We start from the raw sequence: 17,969 nt of genomic DNA, 5'->3' as shown, positions 1-17,969 counted from the left end.
GCGGTCTTCATCTTCTTATTGCACGAGCGACAAGTAGGGGTTGTTCGGCGGCATTTCCGCGAACAACAGCCGAGCATCGTCCAACAGGTAGCCGTGGAGGCGGCGGGATTTGCGAGGCCCCGTCACCTCGCAGGTCCAGATGTTTAGGCCGTTGGGGTGCTTGCGATGGTGTTGCAGCCGCTCGAAACGCTTCTGTACCCATTGCCAATCTTGTTGGCTTTCCTGCTTCGCCAGCGTGCCGACTTGCGGGTGTTCCTGCGCGTAACGCTGGAAGACGCCGGGACTGACCAGGTAGGCGGTGTTGCCCACGGTATGCACGAGCGCCTTGGCGTCGTTGATGATGAGCCGCCGCGAGGCGACGCCCTGTTGCAGCCATGCCATGAAGTGCTCACCGGATGGCTGCGCGGCCGTGGGCGCGGGCGCTGATGATGGAGCCAGTGACGGCGCAGGCGTTTCGGGGCCTGCGGCAGGCGCTTCGACCGAGACGGCTTCTGCATCCTGCTGGACGGCAGGCAATTCACCCATTCCCACCATCGCGAGCATGTCTTCCATGACATCGGGCACGGCCTGGGCAGCGGACGGGTGAACCGGGGCAGCAGCGGCGCCAGCGTCCGTCCACGGAGCAGGATGCTGCTCTTCGGCAGGATGTGTTGTCGCGAGTGCCGGCGATTGCACCGAAGCATCGGCCTCTTTGTCGGCCGGTGTCATGTCGATCGCCACCGTCCCGGCGAACGGCGCCGGCCGCTCGCCAGGCTCCCAAATCAGTGCAGGTGCCAGCCGCAACAGGGTGAACGAGTGTGACCAGCCGGTGGAACTGGTCACGGTCGCGCGCCAGATCGCCTTGCCGTCGAGCGTCGGCTGCAACATGCCGTGATCCTGGAGCACATTGAACACTGCGGTGTTGTTCGCAGGGATGCCATCGACCCCCTGAGACAGCAGGTGCGCGCGCAGCTTGTCGGAAACGGTCTTGCTCACCAGCCATAGAGCATCCTGAGTGAGCCAGCCATCGGAGGCTTCGGGCTGGTTCAGTTTCAGCTCTTCCTTGAGCAGGTAGCGCAGCCCGTTGACCAGCTTGCGTTGGAGCGAGTGCTTGGGTGCGGCCAGAGCGCGCGCAGGATCGCCGCCCAGCTCTTGGGCGACGGAGGCGCGGTCGGCCTGTACGACCAGCTCGCCCAGCACCCCGGCGTGCTCGTACTGCCCGGCGAGGACGTAAAGCAGCGGTGCCCACAGGGACGGATAGCCACTGAGCCAGTCCAACATGTCGCGATCGAGCAGTTGCCGGTAGAGCAAGCCTGTCGCGGCGCTGTGGAGCCGGTACTCGCGATCATCGCGGTAGCGAAAGCGGTACGGTTGGCGCAGCGGGCCGTGCCATGGGTGCCAGGTACTACCGTCGGCCAGCTCGACGTGCAGATCGACCGCGACCTTGCCGATGTCATGGAGCAGTGCGGCATAGGCGACGGCCGCAGTCCAGGCTTCGGCCTGCGCCGCCTGGTCTTCGGGGCTGGCGCCAATGGGTAGCAGATGGGACTGCCGCAGCTTCAGGCTGTAGGCGACGATTTCGAGGCCATGGTCGAGCATGCCGCCCGGGTAGGCGTGGTGGTGCGCTTCGGAGGCCGGGAAAGCCTGGACCAGCTCCGCGTAGCGCTCCAGCGGGACGCGGTACAGGGTGGCGAACTGCTTGCGCGAGAGCGATGTGCGCTGCCAGATGTGTTCCAGCAGCTTCTGCCGGCGCGGGGTGGCTAGCAGCGATGCGGCCGAGTCCGGCCGCATCAACCCTTTCGGGAGGTCGGCGGCGGGTGGTGGCGATGGAGCGGCGGCGACCGGGGGCCGTTTTCGCTGGAACAGGGAGAGCATGTCGGTGTCCTGATGGCGGGCCGGGCGGGAGGCCTTTTGGCCTTTTCGAGGTAGGGCCTTTCCCCTTGCACCCCATTCCCTTGCCGTTTTGACCCTTTGGCCTTTAACCGTTTCGGTATAGCGGGGCCTGGGTTGCGGCTCCAGCGTCAATGTGGAACCCGCACGAATGGATTGGGTGGCGACCCGGCGCTGGCCCCGGTCTATGCTCCCAAGACGCTACCCGCCAGGTAGGCTTTCACTCAGGCGACAAAGTTGACAAAGGCGACAAAGGAGACTAGAGTGAATCCTGTCTCAAACCTACCTGGGAGATGACCATGCCCACTGCCATCGAATTCATTGCCGATCGTCTGCCGCGCGTTACGGTGGAGGATGTGCGCCGCTTCGCGGATACCGTCGAAATCCGCAATGCTCCGGCTTTCGCGGCCGAGTTGCAGGCGTTCATTCATGAGCGCGTGGAAGCGGTGAAGCTGCCCGCCAACCTCGAAGGCGAAACGGTGGCGCAGGCCTTGCAGCGCAAGGTGGCCGCGCTGCGCGCCGACACGCGCTGGGCACCGACTGAAACCGACGTCCAGCGAGGCCGCGCCGTGCTGCTGGAAGCCTTCAACCAGCCGCACAACCTGCCGCCCGCCGAGTTCGCCAAGCTGGCGGACAAGTCGCGCCAGCAAATCTACAAGGACATCCTCGCCCGTCGGCTGCTGGCGCTGAACGTGGGGCCGCGCGGCCAGAAGCTGCCCGACTGGCAGCTCGACCCGGTGAAGCAGCAGTTGACTCAAACCGTACTTCAGGAAGTCGAGGGCATCGACCACTGGACGATCTACCGCGCGCTGTCCGAACCGCTCGAAGGCTTGGGCGGTCGCTCGCCGGTGGATGCGGTGACGCATCGCACGATCGATGACGTGGCCGAGGCCGTGTTCAACGTGCTGGGCGTCCAGGTGCATTGAAGCGAGATCACCATGAGCCACGAGCTGCCTTCGTTCCTGATCGATGCCGGTGAACTGCTCCAGCATGTGAGCCGCGTCGTCTATCGGGGCAGCCCGCTGTACTATGGCCGCAGCAGCACGAATCGCTACGATGACCCGGCGGGGGCCTACGGCGTGCTCTACCTGGGGCGCGACCTGCCCACGGCGCTGATGGAGTCGGTGTTCCACAAGCACCAGTGGCTTGAAGACACGAAGCGCTCCATTGCCCTGAAGGAAGTCCAGGCCCGGATGGTGCGCGCAGTAGGCGTGCTGGATGACGTGCTTCTGGCTGACCTCACGGCACCGGGCGTCATGGCGGGCTACTTCGGCCTGAATCTGGAGCAGTTGGCCAGCCGCGACTACACGTACACGCAGCAGGTGTCCGCCCAGGTGCATGCGATGCTCGGAGATGATGGCCAAGCGCTGTTCGACGGGGTGCTCTATCCGTCGCGCAACAACTATCCCGCCAAGAGCATCGCCCTGTTCGAGCGTGCGGGAGCCAAGGTCAGCGTTGTCGAGGACATCGAGCTGGTTGACCATGTGGACTGGCCGCGGTTCGTTGCCACCTACCGCATCGGCGTGGAACCCGATCCTGGCCCGGTGGAGCCGGATGACGAGGCGTCCTGAAGCAGCAAGAGAACACATTGAAGCCTCAAACCGAATGAAGTGGAGCAAACTGAAATAGGTATTCCTCAGCAGCAGGAGACGACCATGAACACGACGACCCGCACCAGCACCGCAGAACGCCTCGGCCGCGCCTTTGGCCGCGGATGGCGTGCCTATGCGCGCGGCGAACGGCGGGCGTCGAACTGGTTGATCTCCAAGGGAGTGCCGGTAGCTGGCGCCGTCGTGCTCGTGTGGGTGGTCAAGCTGGCCGCGCTCGGGGCGCTGCTGTACACCACCTTCTGGCTGGCTCTGTTGCTGGTGTGCGTCATGGTCGTTGCCTGGATGGCCCGCAACGCCGACTTGGGCGAGGAGTTGCCCGAGCCAGAATGGCGAAACGGGCCAGCCGGGTTCGGCCTGTACACCTACGACGGTTTTCGCATTGATCCTCATGTCGAGGACGACTAGCAGTGATCACTTCTTCGACACTGCATTGATCGCGATACTTCCTCCCTTCCCACCGGCAGCCTTGGCCTCGCCAGTGGCACCGGCGAGGCCTTGCAGCACGTTACCGGCGCGAACGCCCGCCCAAGCCAAGGCCATGATCCAGAAGGTAGGCAGCACGATGAACATCGTGCCCGTGATGAACATCAGGAGCATGTCCCCGAAGGCGTTGTTCAACCCCACCAGCGGGTCGAAGTTGGTGTGCGGCCGGTTCCAGCCGAAGCCCCAGCCATAAAGCGCGTCCAGAATCGTCGAATCGATCCAGCGTGCGAGCTGGAACCAGAAGTCCGTGAAGAACAGCGCGAACTGCACCACGCTGACGGTGACGACCGTCTTCAGGTCATAGGTGCCCACGACCAGCACGAGCGGGATGCAGATGACCAGCGCCATCTTCAGCAAGGCGAGCACCATGGGCAGGGATTGGCGCACGACGTCCATGGCAGGAAACGCAGCAATCGCGCCGACTGCCATCCCGACGTCGCCTGTGGCCCGCGTCACGATGTTCGGCAGGGTTTTGTCGATCTGACCGCCGTAGTCCGTATAAACGCTGCCCTGGTTCAGTTTCTGCTGCCGGGGTGACGCGATGGCGCGGATTACCGAATCGTCCACCTCGGCCCGGCTGAGGAACCCGGCCCAGCCCGCCAGGCGATTCAGCAGGCTCGGGTCCACCTGACCCAGCAGGCGTGCCCGCAGGCCGTTGCTGCCGTCTGACCACCACTGCCTGCAGGTCGGGTAGCCGCCACCATTGGCAACCTGCGCGAGCCCCGCATCGCGGGTATCGTCATAGGGCCATGCCTCGCGCGCTGTGCTGGAGCGGTAGTTGTCGTAGTAGCCCCCCGTGTCCGTGAAAAAGCGCGAGCCGATCCAGGTCACGTCGTGCATCTGCTGCTCATCGAGATCCGGGCGCTGCATGAACAGTTTGGCCCGCGCAGGCCCATAGCAGTCCCGCGAGAAGTCCGCGACCTCCTGAGCCAGTACCGGGTCGTCGATGCGGGTCGCGTCGATCTCCATCCTCATCTGTCGCAGGTCCGTACCGCACGGGATCGCGGCCACCGAGGCGCTCGTGACCGCGCGCGAGAGCGCGTGCATGAAGGCCCACCAGACCGGCACCTTCGCCGACTGGTTGTTGATGGTGCTGAAGGACTGCGACCAGCCGGTTTCCATGGGCTGCGGCACGCTGACTTGGCATTGTGCCGAGCGCGAGCTGTCGTACTGGATGGTGCTGAGGTCCACGTCGATGAACGGAATGCCCGCGAACATCACCACGACGATCGCGACGAACACCCGGTTCTCGATACGGGCGGCACTCAGAACGCCTTTGTTGCCCTCGTCAGCGCCTTCCGCACGGGCCTTCAGCCACTCCTGCACGACGATGGCAACGAAAGGCAGCGCGAACACCCCGCTGGACACCAGCACGGCCCAGATACCGTTGTTGACGATCCAGGACACGAGGGTGAGGTAGTACTCCAGGTAGTCCGTCGTGAAAAGCGTCATGGCCACGATCTCCCATCAAGCGGCCTGCATCAACAGGCTGGCTTCCAGCGCGACGATGGCGACGACGCCGGCGACCTCGGTGCGGATCAGGCGGCGCCGCGCCTGGCCATCCGTCCTGCTTTGGTCTTCGCGGGCCAGCACCCGGCGGCGCATCCAGAACCATCCATAGGCCGTTGCCGCGTACACGCACAGCCGCCAGATGAAGAAATACCCTGCGGAGGCCGCCAGCCACCGTTCCCAGCCTGCAACGCTGCCGACCAGGTAGATGCCCGCGACGTTGGCCCCCACGGCAGCGGCAACGATCAGCACCAGCCACAGCAGCGTCTTCGCCGCGCGCCGGCTGAACAACCAGCGCAGCGGCCACCAGGCCAGGCGTGCCGGGCTCATGGCCGACTCCCCGGATTGCCCTTCTGGAGCTGGTCGAGACGGTCCGGGACAGGATCGCCCTCGTAGATGCCGCGCGAGCCGGCCGCGCGCGCGCCGTGGCGCTGGATGATGGCCATGGGCGAGTTGTTCGCCAGCTCGCGCCGCAGTTCCAGTTCGGTCTTGAGGTTGCGAATCTCACGGTCGAGCGTGTCGCTCTCGTGGTTCACGGCCGCCACGGCAAGCTCGTTCGCCGCGACGTTGGGCTCCTTCTTGCCCGTGAGCAGCGTGCGCTGCAGCAGCAGCGCCTTCTCCAGCACGGACGCCAGCGCAACCTCGGACGCCAGGCGCTGCGACAGCAGGTGCTGGTCGGGCTCGTCGCGCAGTGCCTCGATCACGCCGCGCGTGATGGGCAGCGACGCGCTGCCGGCCTCGCGCAGGTTCTCGGGCGTCGTGTTCTTCGCCCTGGAGACGAGATCCTGGAGCGCCTGCAGCTTGGTGTCGTATTCCTCCTGAATCAGTGGCGTGAGCCCGACGCCGGGCGTCGTCTCGGTCTTTGTGCAGGCATCGCACGTGCGCTGTTCCTTCTCGCCGAGTACGCGCGTAGCCCACTCGACGGCGGCCTGCGGCGAGGTCCAGGTCTGGCATGAGAGGCTGCTGCAACTGGACGGCGCGATGGACGAGGTGTCGGTCACGCCGCGGCCGTTGACCAGGTTGTAGCCGGCGCGGGTGACATCGCCGACGACCTTGATCGCGGGCTGGCCGGAGCCGCCCGCGTTGCTGCCCCCGACCCACGGCACGCCATCATTGCCGCGGCGCGTCTCGGCCTGCTCGATGGCCGATACAGCATCCGTGCTCGACACGGCATCGCGCAACGCCAGGCCTTCGGCCATCTGGCTCCAGCCGAGCTGGCCGCCCGCCGTTTCGGCCATCTTCTCGGCCATGGCACGGCACGTCAGCTTGGAGCGGTCGAAATCGAGCCGCGCCTGCAGCACGCCATTGGTGAGCAGGTTGTACAGACCGGGATCGGCCCGCTGGATGATCAGCGCGGGCAACGATGCCACCGCACTCGTGGCACTCTGGATCACCGACGACATGATTTGCTGGAAGCCATTGGTGATGCCATTAAGTTGGTTCTTCAACGTGGTCTGGATGCTCATGTCGCCGCAGATCAAGTTGCTGTTCCAGCCCACGCCGACACCGAGAGAGCGCATGCCGGCCGCACGTCCCATCGACACGGCGTTGCCGCCACCGATCGAGTACATGACGTCATCGCCGATGACGCTGCCGCTGGTCTGGTATCCCAGTTGACCCCAGGCCACGCCGCTGCCCAACGCGAGCGCGGCGGCCAGCGCCAGGACGATCTCCGTGCGACGTACCCGGCGGGAGAACGGATTGAATGCAGGACGGAACTTCATGGCACCACCTCAGAGGAAATCGACGCTGCCCAGGAACACTTGGCCCCGGCGTTCGCAGCAGGCATACGGCCGCCACAGCGCCCATGCGTAGTCGCCTTGCTGCGCCTGGGTAAGGAAGCCGCTGCGCGGAAAGACCGTGCAGGAGGAGGACAGGACGGGCGTGAGTTCTTGCCACTTGCCGGTGGAAGCATCGCCTTCCAGCAGCGCGCCGGCCGGCCAGTAGCCGTCGCGGGAGTTGGCAAGCAAAGGCTGATAGACGTGGATCTGCCCGCGGCGCGTGACGACATCTCCCGCACGCTGGGCCACCACTGCGCCGGCCTTGAAGTCGTCGGTCTGGTGCAGGAAGCCGCCACGGGGATACACGTTGCCCCACAGGTTCATCGTGGTGCGTGCGCCGACCTCACGCCGGCCCGGAATCAGTGCTTCCGGGTAGGCCATCTCGGGCACGTTGTAGCGCCAGGCCAGCGTGTCCAGGGTGCTGAGCAAGTACGGCATGAACGCCGTGCCCGCGCCCTCGCAGAAGTAGCCCGAGGACGAGACGAACTGGTTGAACACCTCGGCGCCAGGGTGGCCGATCACGTCGGAGTTCTTGAATTTGGCGAGGTTGTTTTCGTGGTCCTCGTTCGTGGTTCCGTCGCCGCCCGCTTGGGCGGACGGGTTGGGCGTGCTCATTGCCCGGACTTCGACCCAGGGGTTTTCGCCGGTATTCGAGTACGACGACACCACTGCGTCGGGGATGTAGTGGCGCACCTTGATCGACGTGCGCACTGTGCAGCCGGTCCAGGTGCAGTAGAGCCAGTAGCAGATGCCGACGACGCGGTATTCGAGGCAGTCGGGCGACGCCACCGAGCCGACGATGGTGGCGGTGTTGAGGGCGTAGCTGCCGGTGGCACTGAGCAGTAGCACGGAAGCCACGCCGGCGCGCAGGCGGCGCATCAGGTCGAATGGGCGGGTCACGGCTGGGCCCTCCGGTGCTGCTCGATGCGCGCGACGGCGCGCGCCACGTCCGGCTCGCCATAGACCACGTAGCGCTGGTCCACCACCACGGCCGGGAGGCTGGTGATGCCGAGGCTCCATGCGTCGGTGACGCCTTGGTATGCGGAAGCGATGCGTCGCTGTAGGTCGGCACCGCCGCCATTCAGCCGGCGCTTGACGATGGCCGTCGCCTGTTCGGGGTCGGTGGGCAGTCCAGCGGAAAGCTCCGCTTCAATCCTGTGGGCTTCGTCCAGCTCGATCAGCCGCTCGCCGCCCATGGTCTTGACCGGGTGGCGGCTGTCGGTGACGACCACCACGTCGGCAGCGAAGGTGGCCGAGCTGAAAACGGCTAGGGCTGCTGGCAACGCCACGGCCAGGCCGAGGGTTCGCCAGCCCGGCGCGAACCTGGAAAGAGATGCTGGCATGTCGCGTGCCCTTGAAGTTGATCAGAGCCGTAGTCAAACGCGAAGCCGACGCGGCCCCAACAAACAATGCGCATCGCGCACTGCCCGCATACCTGCTTGTCTCGCGCCCATGAAAAAGCGGAGGCCGAAGCCTCCGCGTGGATCAGGGAGCCGATGCCGTCGCTACAGCAGGCCGGATTCCGCGAACGAGTACGGCGTGCCCTGGCCGACGATGAGGTGATCCAGCACCCTCACGTCGATCAGCGACAACGCGGCCCTCAGCGTTTGGGTCAAAGCGCGGTCCGCGCTTGACGGCTCCGTGCAGCCCGAAGGGTGTTGGTGCGAAAAAATGACTGCGGAGGCATTAAGTTCCAGGGCGCGCTGCACGATTGGGCGCGCATGCACCGTGGTCGAATGGACCGTGCCCTTGAACATCGGCTCGTAGGCCAGCACCTCGTGCATGCTGTTGAGAAACACGATGGCGAAGATTTCATTGGGCTCGGCGGCCAGTTTCAGGCGCAGGTAGTCCTTGACGGCGGCAGGCCTTTCCAGGGATAGCCCCTTCTTGAAGACCCGCTGCTCCAGCAGCGCGATGGCTTGCCGGATGATCCAGTCATCGGATTGGGACGCGGGGGCAAAACGTGGCTCCACGCAGGAGTCGTTGGCGACGAGAGACATGGCGGACCTCCAGAAAGTGAGCGGAGGGTGCCACCCTGGGAGGGCAAGCCCTCCTGGGGATGGAAACAGCGGAACAAGGTGCATCCATCACCGCGCGGCGGTGATTGTTCGCGGCCAGGATGCGAAAGCGAACGGGTAGCGGTCAGCGCGGCGAGCCGCGCCGTAGCCTCCAAGACCGAGGGCTACCTGGGCATGTCGCCGACAACGTCGGCAGGCATTTCGGGTGTGGGGGTGGCGGGCAAACCCGGCGCGTCGCTGGCCATGTCCCCGGCCGCCAGCAGGTCCATGGCCGAGAGCAAGGCATCACCTTCGATCGGCCCCTGCAGCAGGATGGCCTGGCCCGTCTGGCGATCGAGCAGTCGCAGCGACGGCGTGGCGGTCACGCCGCTCTTGGTGGCTTCCGCGGCCTGCGCGCGGATGGCCACGTTGGGGCGCTCGCTCGCCATGCACTGTTCGATGGCTGACGTTGTTTCGGGGTAACGCAAGCCATCGGGCAAGCCCTGGCCGTCGCTGCGCGTGTGGGCATAGACCCATTCGACCGCCTGCCAGAACGCCGCATGCCCGCCCGCTTCGGCGGCGCACTCGGCCAGACGTGCCTCGGCCGACGCGGCAGGCTCGTGCGCGGCCAGCGGCTGGTGATGCCATTGCAGCGCCACGTCGGTGTTGTTGCCGACCCAGCGCTTGAGCTGCGGGAAATACTCCCGGCAGAACGGGCATTCCAGGTCGGCATAGAGCGTCAGCGTGAAACGGCCTTCCGGGTTGCCCATCTGCCAGGGTGGCCCAGCGACCTGCGCCGTGCTGACCGGCGCGGGCGACGGCGCTGAGGATTCGCCGGGCGTCCGGGACACCAGCCAGATCAGCAGCAGCGCGGCCAGCGCAGCAGCCAATACCCAGGGCCAGCGAGGCCGCCAGCGGCGACGGCGGAACGCCTGGACCTGCATCGGAATGGAAGGACGTTTCTGTTCCACGGCGCTCTCCGGTTTACGACAGTTCCAGGGCCGGCGACTCGATGCCGCGGGCCTGGTCGATCTTCTCGGCCACCTTGAAAGCCGCTTCCAGTTCGGTGCAGCCGTACTGCTGCATGAGCTGGTAGCGTTCGGCCTTCTCCTCGGGTTCTGTCTGCGCGAGGGCGAGGTACAGGGACGGCGGCACGGCGCGGAACAGCACTTCCATGCTCTTGGAGAGGATGACGCCTTCGGTGAATTTCCCCGCTTCCTTGCGCGCCGAAAGCATCAGCGCCTTCTGCGCGGGCGAGAGTTCGCGGAACCGCGCGATCTTCTCGACTTCATCGGGCGGCATGCTGAGACAGATCCACCACTCGATCATGTTGAGCATGGGCTCCGCGGCGCGCGGCAGGTCGTCGATGTTCTGCGTCGCGAGCCAGAACCAGGCCCCCAACTTTCTCCACATCTTTGTAATTTTCACGACATAGGGCGCGAGCAGCGGGTTCTTCGTGATGATGTGGCCTTCGTCGGTGACGTTGATGATCGGGCGGCCCAGGTACTGGTCGCGCTCGGCGATGTTGTTCACCGTGCTGATCAGGCTGATGTAGGCGATGGAGAGCTGGGCGTTGTAGCCCTCCCGTGCATAGGTCGCCAGATCGACCAGGGTGATGTCGGCTTCGGGCCACGGCGTGCCGTCGCGGTCGAACATCTCGCCGTCCGTGCCTTGGCAGAACATATCCATCGCGTCCGCCATCTCCAGCAGCCGCACGCGCCGCATTTCGGGCAGCGTCGGGTCCTGGCCGCGGATGCGCAGCGCGTTGCGCACGTCGCGCGTGAGCACCGTGCGCTTCTCGCTACCACCCCCGCCGTGGCAGTGCTCGGCGGCGTCGAGGATGCACTGGCGGATCAGCGAGCGGTCGGCCCGCGTCATCCGGGCTTCCTCCTTGTCCTCGCCGCCCGTGATCATCAGCCGCGCCGTGATCTCCAGTTCGCCGAGCACGTCGCGCTGCTCGTCCGCCTCCATGGCCGAGGCGTCCGGGGGCAGGTCCTCGTCCAGCGCATCAGCATCGAGGGTCTGCACGTCGCTCGGCGTTTCGATCAGCCGGCGCGCATCGGCGAACGGCGCGAGGCTGATGCCCGAGCCAGGGGCCAGTTTGACCCGGTTCACGGTCAGGCCCAGGCGCTTGGCGAAATCGCTGAACAGGCCGAAACTGTTGCCGGCCTCCACGATGAACAGCCGCGGCCGATAGATGGCCGTGACCTGATTCAAGAGGTTGTTGAGCGTCGCGGACTTCCCCGAGCCCGTAGGGCCGAACAGAAACAGGTGGGCATTCATCTGCCGATCCAACCTGTTCAAGGGGTCAAACGTAATCGGGCCGCCACCGCGATTGAACATCGTGATGCCGGGGTGCCCCGTGCCCTGGGCGCGGCCCCACACCGGCGACACGTTCGCGATGTGCTGCGCGAACATCAGTTGGGTGTACCACCTACGCCGGTCCTGACCGGGGTTGTAGCAGCACGGCAGCCAGCGCAGGTAGCTGTTGAGCGGTGCCACCTCGTCGTCCTCGCGCACCGGCTGCAAGCCGGCGTTGAGCATCACGTTCGCCAGGTCCAGGCCGCGCCGGTCCAGTTCGGCTTCGTCGCGTCCGCGCAGGTAGAACGCCAGCGTCCCCCGGTAGAGCTTGTGCGCGCTGCCGATGAGGGAGCGGGCTTCCTGCACGTCCTTCAACGTCTGCTCCGACGCCAGCGTCTCGCCCACGGCCTTCTTCGCCAGGTGGTTGAGATCCGCTTCCAGGACATCCTGCGGCGTGGCGACCATCGTGAGACAAAGCAAGGTGTCTTCCGGCATCTGGTCGAACAGCGTGTTGATGGCATCCCCTTTGCGGGTCTCGCCGGTCAGGTGTCCGGTGCCGGGCGGCATGCGCAGCCGGTCGGTGATCAGCACGCGGTGCGGCATGCCATCGAAGTACCAGGTGCCACGCTCCACGTCGGAGCGTGGCTGGCCGAAGAACAACCGCTGGCTGAAATCCCGACCGCTCGCCAGTTCGATCTCGCCGTCCTCGGTCTCGTCGGGGTAGCGCGCCAGCGCGTAGAAGCGCTCCCGGTCCTCTGCATTCGGCCCGAGCATCGCGGGGCGCGGATTGAACCACCGCAGCAGCCAGTCGTGGACGTCGGCCGCGACCATGCGCCGTGCCTGGATGCCGGCGTTCGCCAGGCCGCCGCACAGGCGGTCGCAGACGATGTTCAGCATCTGCTCGGGCGTCTGGCCGCGGCGGCTCGCCTGCCCGGTGGCACGGCGATAGATCACCATGCGCACCCGCCGCGTCTGGCCGCGCCAGCGCAGCCGCGTGACCACCGTGTCCTCGAACAGGCCGCCCGGCTTGGCGACCGCGCGCAGGTGGTGGCCGAAGAAGCGCAGGTAGAACTCGGTGAATGCGGTATCGCGGGCGCGCGGCTGCACGTAGTCGCGCAGGGTCTGCATGTACTGGTCGAAGCTGGGCTCGTCCTGGGCGTAGAGCTGGAGCACCCAGGGGTTTTCGTCCAGTTCATCGAACGAGTCCTGGAGCGCGTTCTCCAAGGCATCGCGGGCATGCGCGAGCCAGCCGGGTTCCCGGCCCTCGGTGCCCAGCGGCACCAGCTCGTAGAAGGCAGCGACCGACTGCCCATCCTCCAGCAGCATGGACTTCGACTGCGGCAGGAACTCCACCCAAGGCAGCAGTTCCGCGAACGACGGTGCGACGTCGTACAGCGCCTGCTCGTCGGCTACCGTCGCCGGCCTGCGGCCCTGTACCGCTGCACCAGGTTCGGGGATGCCGGCTTGGCGCAAGGCATCCACGTGGCGCTGCCAACCGTCCGGCTGCTCGTCGTCGCTGGCGCTGGATGCGGCCAGCTTCGGCCAGGGAAGTTTCCAGCGCATCAGTAGTCCTCCACGCGCTCGCCCGGCATGGCGTACTGCACGCGCTGGTACAGGGGGAAGACCGTCGTGTAACCCGGCACGGGAACGGGGTCCGTGCCCGCCAGGTGCGGGTACACGTACATGACGAGATCGGGATTGGGCAGGCGCTGGAACTGGCGATAGACCTCGTTGCGCGCCGTGCGCGTGTAGCGCATCTGCTCGGCGGGCGCGGCCTGCACGTCGGTGTCGGTCAGCGGCCGGCGCAGGCTCTGGCGCGCGTCGAGCAACTGCCGGCGCGCGACCTGGCCGGTGCCACTGCTGGCGCCACCCGTTTCCTGCTGCCAGATGTCCATCATGGTGCGGTCGCTATGGGTCAGCAGTTCTTCCTTGCTGGTGGCGCAGCCACCGAGCACGGCGACGGCCAGGGCCAGTGCCAGGCCCTTAGTCAAGTTCGAGCGCATGGCTTTCTCCTGCACGGTGATCGACGCGCCGGCCTTCGGGGTCGTGATCGATGGCCAGCGGTTTTTCGAGGTGGACGGCGACCTTGGCGCCGGGCTGCACATAGACGGCGGCGAAGGCCTGGCCGTAGAGCTTGTTGACCCAGGCCGACATGTCCCGCACGCCGCCCGCGAGGATCTGGCCGACCGCTTCCTGGCCGCTGATCCCAACGGTGCCGATGGCGCCGTCCGAGCCGACGTAGGACATGCGGCCGCTGTCGCTCTCGATGAGCGAGGCGACGCCGGCACCGGCCGCCGTGATCAGGGCCTGCGAGCCGAGGTATTGCTGGGCGTTGCTGCGCCGCTCGCCGCTGACGCAAGGGATGCCATACGGATCGCTGATCCAGCCCAGGCCGTCGCGCTGCTGGTTGTTCTGCTGGTTGCCTTCGCGGTCTTCGGGGATGGTGCGGATCGTGCCGTCGTTGAAGACGAACGTGATGCTGCGCACCTGGCCGCGCACGCATGATAGCGTCCAGTCGCCCGAGGCGGTGCCGGAGAAGACCGCGCCGGCCACGTCGGGAATATCAATCCCGTTGGCCGTCAGGTTGTCCGGCCCGACCAAGACCTTGAAGGGGTATGGGTCGTTCACCGTCCCGTCGATCGGCACGCGCCCAATCAGCGCCGTCATCGCCACGGAGCCCATCAGCGTCGAGTTGGTCGGCACGGTATAGACCGGCTTGGCGCTCCTGACGCCTGCCGCACGTGCGCCGGCGTTCGCCACGGTTTCCGCGGTCGTTTCCAGCGTGCTTTGCGCCGGGCCGAAGCTCGTCGGGAAGCTCATGCCGCTACCCGTGCCACGGCTGCCGTTGCGTCCCTCGGCCTTCTTCGTCGCGTCGTCCGGTTCGACCCAGCGCATGCCGCCTTCCATGCCGGCCTCGTCGCCGTCGCGCAGACCCAGGCCCACCGGCAGATCAGCGTGGCCGCCGCCGCGCCCGCCGATGCTGTCCAGACGCCGCTGCAGGTCGGCGAGCAACCCTTCGGTCTGCTGGCGCGCGCTGGCCGCCTGTTCCTGGTCGCGGCGCAGGTTGGAGCGCTCGGATTCGAGGGCCGAATTGATGCGCTGGTCGATGGAGTTTTCGCGCTGGCGCAGCCGCTGGTTCTCCTCGCGCTGCGACTTGTTGTCGGTCAGCGCGGTCTGAAGCTCGGTGCGCAACTGCTTCACCTGGGCGACGAGCGTTGCCACGGTATCGCGGGGGGTATCGCCTTCGATGCCCAACGCCTTCATTTCCTCGGGCGTGAGCTTGGAGCCGGCATCTGCCGCGGGCGGTGCCGACGTGCTTCCACCGGAGAACAGCCGGATGGCAACGAACAACACCAGCAAGGCGACCGGGATCATCAGCCACTTGAGCAAGCCGTTACTGCGCATGGCGGGCCTCCTTGCCATCGTCGGCTTCAACTTCCGGCTGCGGCAGATGCACGGCCGGGTCGAAGCGGTGGATCGCCGGCAGCAGCGATTGCGCGAGGCCGTGCCCGCGCGTCACCAGGTACAGGACGGTCGTGTCCTCGGGCGTCCCGCGCGGGCCGAGCGCTTCGTGCTGGAAGGTGGCGGTGAGGAAATCGCCTTGCAGCACGCGCGGGTCGAGCGTGACCCAGCCGCCGCTGCTGTTGGTCAGACGCACGGCGGTGACCCACTGGTCTTCCAGACGCCACGACGCGAGCGCGACCGCGCGCACCGGCAGCGTCGGCATCAGCGTGCCCAGGTCGAGGTCGCGGCGCAGGTTCACCCGCATGACGCCGGGCAGCGGCTCCACGGTGCGCAGGGGCGCGTAGAGGTTCTGCGCGGCGAAGCGCGTCAGGACGACCGAAACCGGCGTCTCGCGCCGCGCTGCCCGCGTACCTGTCTCATCCTGGGAGCGTGCTGGGGCCTCATCGGCACCGCCTGCCTGATCGCCATAGCGCGCCGGGGTGCTGCTGCCCTCGACGATGCGCACCGGCTCCAGCTCGGCTTCGCCGTCCTTGGGCGGCTCGGCCGCGATGTCGAGCAGGATCAGCGCGCCCGTGTCGGCGTCCTGCAATTGCAGCCGCGTGGGCTCGATCGGTTCGCTGGCGCGCAGGTACACCGCGCCACCCGCGCTCTGCACGCGCAGGCGTTCGCCCACGCCCGCAGGCACGCCCACGCGGACGTTCCGATCGATGAACACGATGCGCTCCTGGCCGACCTTCAGCGGCACCGCGAGCGGCATGCGTTCCCAGCGCAGAATCTCCACAGCATGGGAGACGGGTGCCGCGGCCGCGGCCAGCAGCCCCAGCAGCACGAGTACAGGATGCTTCATGGGGTGTTTCCTCCTTGGGGCGCTTGCGGAGACAGGCCGCCAGGTGCCGGGCGCGTCGGCTCCGGGGCGCTGATGCGCTGGGGGGCACCGTCATAGCAGTCCAGCGCCAGGCCGAAGGGGTTGCGGGCGGGATCGACGTCCACCCGCGTGACCTTCACCGGGTAGCGCACGAGCGCGCGCTTGACCTGTTCGGCGCCGTAGTACTCGTCGGCGGTGATGTCGAGCGTCACCACCCAGTCGCGGTCGGAGACCACGCGCACGCGCGCCGTGGGGTCGTCGCCATAGCCGCGGCCGGGGATTTCATAAATTCCGCGCACGCGCTGGCGCAGTTCGCCCGTGCTGCGGCGGTAGTCGTAGTCCGCGCGCAGGAAGGCCTGGCAGGACGGGGTGAGATACGGCGAGAGCGTATGGAGGTTGCGCGGGTAGTCCTCTTCGCCGTTCGTCGGCCAGCGGTTGAGGGTCTGGAACACGTAGAACGTGAACGCATAGACCGATTCGGGCGGCACTTCCCACCACTTGCGGGTACTGCCGGAGCGCAGGTCGGGCGGGACGTGGATGGTCAGGTCGCGCGGCGCGCTCCACCAGCCACCGCCCATGACCAGGGCGACGATGACCAGCGCGCCAGCACCCAGGCGAAGCGTCTTGATGTGCGCCTGCAGATGGGTGATCTCGTTCTTGAAGCGGCTCATCGTGCCCCCCTTGAGGCAGACCTTCGGGTGGACCAGAAGCCAGAGCGCGAGATCAGCACGTGGCCGCCCACCCATCCCGCCATCAGCGGATGGCGCGTGGCGATGCGCCATTGCAGTTGCCGGTACAGCCAGGTATCGGGACGCCCGCGCTTGAGCCGGCGCAGGATGCCGCCGCCGATGAAGACGCCCAGGGCCACGCCCAGGACGACGAACGTCGGCGCGATGGCGATCGTGCGGAACACCCAGGACAGCGGCGCACCGACCAGCAGGCCGGCGGCGCCGGACAGGCCGCAGCAGATCCACAGTTCGTCGGCGGTGAGGCCGCGCACGACAACGGGATGGCGGTTGAGCCGGTGCGGAAGGAACGTGACCGTCCCGTCCGCACGGACGTGCTGCTGCTCGGACATACCGGCCTCGCCTTACAGGATGCCGGTGGCTTCGGTGAGCAGCCAGATGCCGATCACCAGCAGCACGGCACCGATCGCGACCGTGAGGCCGAACTGGCCCCACGTCTTGCGGCCGGTGTGGATTTCGGCGTAGGTGCCGTAGGCGTGGTAGCAGACGCCGATAAACATCGACGCCACGACCAGGAGGGCCACGAGCATGATGATGTCGTAGCCATAGTTCCTGATCGTTTCCATGATGCCGTTGCCGGTGCCGCGGGTTGGGTTCTCCAACTGCGGCAAGCCTTGCGCGAACGACAGCGCGGGCAGCGCGGCGGCGCCCAGTGCCACAGCGGCGCGCTGGGCAAGACGGGAATGGAGGATGCGGTTTTGCATGGTCGTGCCTTTCAGGTCAGGAGAGGAGGAAAAAGCTCAGGACGAGGTACATCGCGACGAAGCGGATGCAGACGCCGAGGAACTGGCGCTGGTTGAGGCGGCTCTCGGACCACCCCACGTAGGCCGTTCGGATGGCCCAGACGCCCCACACGAGCAGGACCGCGAACACGACGCCGACCAGGACGGTCGCCATCGCCGAAGGCGCGATGCCGCTGTTGGCTTGAAATGCCGAGACCTGGGCGCCGTTCATTGCTTGCCCTCCGCAGTCGCCGTCGGCGATGGCGAAGCGGACCGCTCGGTGCGGTAGTCGCCGGCCAGTTCGGAGGGGTCGCGCGGCTGGGCACGCGACGGTGTGAGATGGGCCTGGATGCCGGCGCGCACGCGCGCCAGGTCAGCCAGCAGCCGCGGGTAATCGAAGTGGTAGCGCTCGCCCGGCTGGATGGGGGCATGCGCGGCGCTGTCGGCGACGGTGCGCTCCAGGGCGTCGAGCTGGCGCAGCGCGGCGACCAGCTCCTGGCGCTGTGCGGGGGACTCGGCCAACGCCATCGGGGACTGACCCAGCAGCAGGGCCGTCACGAGAAAAATGGGCACGCCGCGATGCGCGGCGCGCTGCCAGATCGGAGCCAACATCGCGCCATT

Annotated in this window: 20 protein-coding genes; 3 read left to right on the top strand and 17 right to left on the bottom strand. The window is 66.8% G+C overall.

Features of this window, described 5'->3' with window-relative positions:
• Positions 1-15: 15 nt before the first annotated feature.
• Positions 16-1,854, bottom strand: coding sequence for a MobH family relaxase (gene mobH / locus OU419_RS16580; RefSeq protein WP_071039673.1), 1,839 nt, complete (start codon positions 1,852-1,854; stop codon positions 16-18).
• Positions 1,855-2,168: 314 nt separating this feature from the next.
• Here mobH and OU419_RS16575 point away from each other — a divergent pair, with 314 nt between their 5' ends.
• From OU419_RS16575 to OU419_RS16565, 3 genes are all read left to right on the top strand, one after another.
• A complete protein-coding gene (locus tag OU419_RS16575) occupies positions 2,169-2,795 on the top strand; it encodes an integrase (protein WP_071040450.1) in 627 nt (208 codons plus the stop codon).
• 12 nt (positions 2,796-2,807) lie between these two features.
• The gene (locus OU419_RS16570; RefSeq protein WP_071039672.1) at positions 2,808-3,440 is read left to right on the top strand and encodes an RES family NAD+ phosphorylase; all 633 of its coding nucleotides are present in this window, start codon (positions 2,808-2,810) and stop codon (positions 3,438-3,440) included.
• An 84-nt stretch (positions 3,441-3,524) separates the two neighbouring features.
• A complete protein-coding gene (locus OU419_RS16565) occupies positions 3,525-3,884 on the top strand; it encodes a DUF3742 family protein (RefSeq protein ID WP_071039671.1) in 360 nt (119 codons plus the stop codon).
• Between the two features lie 6 nt (positions 3,885-3,890).
• Here the strand turns inward: OU419_RS16565 and OU419_RS16560 are convergent, their stop codons facing one another.
• The 16 genes from OU419_RS16560 to OU419_RS16485 form a co-directional block, all read right to left on the bottom strand.
• Complete coding sequence (locus OU419_RS16560; RefSeq protein ID WP_071039670.1) at positions 3,891-5,414, bottom strand: conjugal transfer protein TraG N-terminal domain-containing protein; 1,524 nt, start codon at positions 5,412-5,414, stop codon at positions 3,891-3,893.
• 15 nt (positions 5,415-5,429) lie between these two features.
• Complete coding sequence (locus OU419_RS16555) at positions 5,430-5,801, bottom strand: hypothetical protein (RefSeq protein ID WP_254473766.1); 372 nt, start codon at positions 5,799-5,801, stop codon at positions 5,430-5,432.
• Entirely contained in the window at positions 5,798-7,195 is a 1,398-nt protein-coding gene (locus OU419_RS16550; protein ID WP_254473769.1) for an integrating conjugative element protein, read from the bottom strand. Before OU419_RS16550 ends, OU419_RS16555 begins: the two co-directional genes overlap by 4 nt.
• A gap of 9 nt (positions 7,196-7,204) precedes the next feature.
• Entirely contained in the window at positions 7,205-8,131 is a 927-nt protein-coding gene (locus OU419_RS16545; RefSeq protein ID WP_302329036.1) for a TIGR03756 family integrating conjugative element protein, read from the bottom strand.
• Between the two features lie 17 nt (positions 8,132-8,148).
• Complete coding sequence (locus OU419_RS16540) at positions 8,149-8,595, bottom strand: TIGR03757 family integrating conjugative element protein (protein ID WP_254473771.1); 447 nt, start codon at positions 8,593-8,595, stop codon at positions 8,149-8,151.
• Between the two features lie 162 nt (positions 8,596-8,757).
• Positions 8,758-9,252 carry a JAB domain-containing protein gene (locus tag OU419_RS16535; protein WP_071039665.1) on the bottom strand — a complete coding sequence of 165 codons (495 nt, stop codon included), beginning with the start codon at positions 9,250-9,252 and terminating at the stop codon, positions 8,758-8,760.
• A gap of 182 nt (positions 9,253-9,434) precedes the next feature.
• Entirely contained in the window at positions 9,435-10,220 is a 786-nt protein-coding gene (locus tag OU419_RS16530) for a DsbA family protein (protein WP_254473773.1), read from the bottom strand.
• 13 nt (positions 10,221-10,233) lie between these two features.
• Positions 10,234-13,113 (bottom strand): conjugative transfer ATPase, encoded by a 2,880-nt coding sequence (locus OU419_RS16525; RefSeq protein WP_254473775.1) that lies wholly within the window; start codon positions 13,111-13,113, stop codon positions 10,234-10,236.
• A complete protein-coding gene (locus OU419_RS16520) occupies positions 13,113-13,553 on the bottom strand; it encodes a TIGR03751 family conjugal transfer lipoprotein (RefSeq protein WP_254473776.1) in 441 nt (146 codons plus the stop codon). Before OU419_RS16520 ends, OU419_RS16525 begins: the two co-directional genes overlap by 1 nt.
• Positions 13,534-14,955, bottom strand: a complete 1,422-nt coding sequence (locus OU419_RS16515; protein ID WP_254473777.1) for a TIGR03752 family integrating conjugative element protein — start codon at positions 14,953-14,955, stop codon at positions 13,534-13,536. The genes OU419_RS16520 and OU419_RS16515 overlap by 20 nt, the downstream gene beginning before the upstream one ends.
• Entirely contained in the window at positions 14,945-15,862 is a 918-nt protein-coding gene (locus OU419_RS16510; protein ID WP_254473778.1) for a TIGR03749 family integrating conjugative element protein, read from the bottom strand. The genes OU419_RS16515 and OU419_RS16510 overlap by 11 nt, the downstream gene beginning before the upstream one ends.
• Positions 15,859-16,551: a PFL_4703 family integrating conjugative element protein gene (locus OU419_RS16505; RefSeq protein WP_003821110.1), complete on the bottom strand. Its 693-nt coding sequence runs from the start codon at positions 16,549-16,551 to the stop codon at positions 15,859-15,861. The genes OU419_RS16510 and OU419_RS16505 overlap by 4 nt, the downstream gene beginning before the upstream one ends.
• Positions 16,548-16,958 (bottom strand): TIGR03750 family conjugal transfer protein, encoded by a 411-nt coding sequence (locus tag OU419_RS16500; protein ID WP_254473779.1) that lies wholly within the window; start codon positions 16,956-16,958, stop codon positions 16,548-16,550. Before OU419_RS16500 ends, OU419_RS16505 begins: the two co-directional genes overlap by 4 nt.
• A 12-nt stretch (positions 16,959-16,970) precedes the next feature.
• Positions 16,971-17,330 carry a TIGR03745 family integrating conjugative element membrane protein gene (locus tag OU419_RS16495; RefSeq protein ID WP_023095489.1) on the bottom strand — a complete coding sequence of 120 codons (360 nt, stop codon included), beginning with the start codon at positions 17,328-17,330 and terminating at the stop codon, positions 16,971-16,973.
• A gap of 16 nt (positions 17,331-17,346) precedes the next feature.
• Entirely contained in the window at positions 17,347-17,580 is a 234-nt protein-coding gene (locus OU419_RS16490; protein ID WP_003050225.1) for a TIGR03758 family integrating conjugative element protein, read from the bottom strand.
• The gene (locus OU419_RS16485) at positions 17,577-17,960 is read right to left on the bottom strand and encodes an integrative conjugative element protein, RAQPRD family (RefSeq protein WP_071039657.1); all 384 of its coding nucleotides are present in this window, start codon (positions 17,958-17,960) and stop codon (positions 17,577-17,579) included. The genes OU419_RS16490 and OU419_RS16485 overlap by 4 nt, the downstream gene beginning before the upstream one ends.
• Positions 17,961-17,969 lie beyond the last annotated feature (9 nt).

Source organism: Pseudomonas triclosanedens, assembly GCF_026686735.1.
Classification (GTDB): Bacteria; Pseudomonadota; Gammaproteobacteria; order Pseudomonadales; family Pseudomonadaceae; genus Pseudomonas; species Pseudomonas triclosanedens.
This window is presented reverse-complemented; position numbering and strand designations above follow the sequence as displayed.

Bases quoted from the DNA above. Each gene is read 5' to 3' on its own strand.
- mobH (WP_071039673.1), bottom strand. From the start codon at position 1,854: ATGCTCTCCCTGTTCCAGCGAAAACGGCCCCCGGTCGCCGCCGCTCCA.
- OU419_RS16510 (WP_254473778.1), bottom strand. From the start codon at position 15,862: ATGAAGCATCCTGTACTCGTGCTGCTGGGGCTGCTGGCCGCGGCCGCG.
- OU419_RS16570 (WP_071039672.1), top strand. From the start codon at position 2,808: ATGAGCCACGAGCTGCCTTCGTTCCTGATCGATGCCGGTGAACTGCTC.
- OU419_RS16550 (WP_254473769.1), bottom strand. From the start codon at position 7,195: ATGAAGTTCCGTCCTGCATTCAATCCGTTCTCCCGCCGGGTACGTCGC.
- OU419_RS16565 (WP_071039671.1), top strand. From the start codon at position 3,525: ATGAACACGACGACCCGCACCAGCACCGCAGAACGCCTCGGCCGCGCC.
- OU419_RS16515 (WP_254473777.1), bottom strand. From the start codon at position 14,955: ATGCGCAGTAACGGCTTGCTCAAGTGGCTGATGATCCCGGTCGCCTTG.
- OU419_RS16545 (WP_302329036.1), bottom strand. From the start codon at position 8,131: ATGCGCCGCCTGCGCGCCGGCGTGGCTTCCGTGCTACTGCTCAGTGCC.
- OU419_RS16555 (WP_254473766.1), bottom strand. From the start codon at position 5,801: ATGAGCCCGGCACGCCTGGCCTGGTGGCCGCTGCGCTGGTTGTTCAGC.
- OU419_RS16560 (WP_071039670.1), bottom strand. From the start codon at position 5,414: ATGACGCTTTTCACGACGGACTACCTGGAGTACTACCTCACCCTCGTG.
- OU419_RS16575 (WP_071040450.1), top strand. From the start codon at position 2,169: ATGCCCACTGCCATCGAATTCATTGCCGATCGTCTGCCGCGCGTTACG.
- OU419_RS16505 (WP_003821110.1), bottom strand. From the start codon at position 16,551: ATGAGCCGCTTCAAGAACGAGATCACCCATCTGCAGGCGCACATCAAG.
- OU419_RS16485 (WP_071039657.1), bottom strand. From the start codon at position 17,960: ATGTTGGCTCCGATCTGGCAGCGCGCCGCGCATCGCGGCGTGCCCATT.
- OU419_RS16500 (WP_254473779.1), bottom strand. From the start codon at position 16,958: ATGTCCGAGCAGCAGCACGTCCGTGCGGACGGGACGGTCACGTTCCTT.
- OU419_RS16525 (WP_254473775.1), bottom strand. From the start codon at position 13,113: ATGCGCTGGAAACTTCCCTGGCCGAAGCTGGCCGCATCCAGCGCCAGC.
- OU419_RS16540 (WP_254473771.1), bottom strand. From the start codon at position 8,595: ATGCCAGCATCTCTTTCCAGGTTCGCGCCGGGCTGGCGAACCCTCGGC.
- OU419_RS16495 (WP_023095489.1), bottom strand. From the start codon at position 17,330: ATGCAAAACCGCATCCTCCATTCCCGTCTTGCCCAGCGCGCCGCTGTG.
- OU419_RS16520 (WP_254473776.1), bottom strand. From the start codon at position 13,553: ATGCGCTCGAACTTGACTAAGGGCCTGGCACTGGCCCTGGCCGTCGCC.
- OU419_RS16535 (WP_071039665.1), bottom strand. From the start codon at position 9,252: ATGTCTCTCGTCGCCAACGACTCCTGCGTGGAGCCACGTTTTGCCCCC.
- OU419_RS16490 (WP_003050225.1), bottom strand. From the start codon at position 17,580: ATGAACGGCGCCCAGGTCTCGGCATTTCAAGCCAACAGCGGCATCGCG.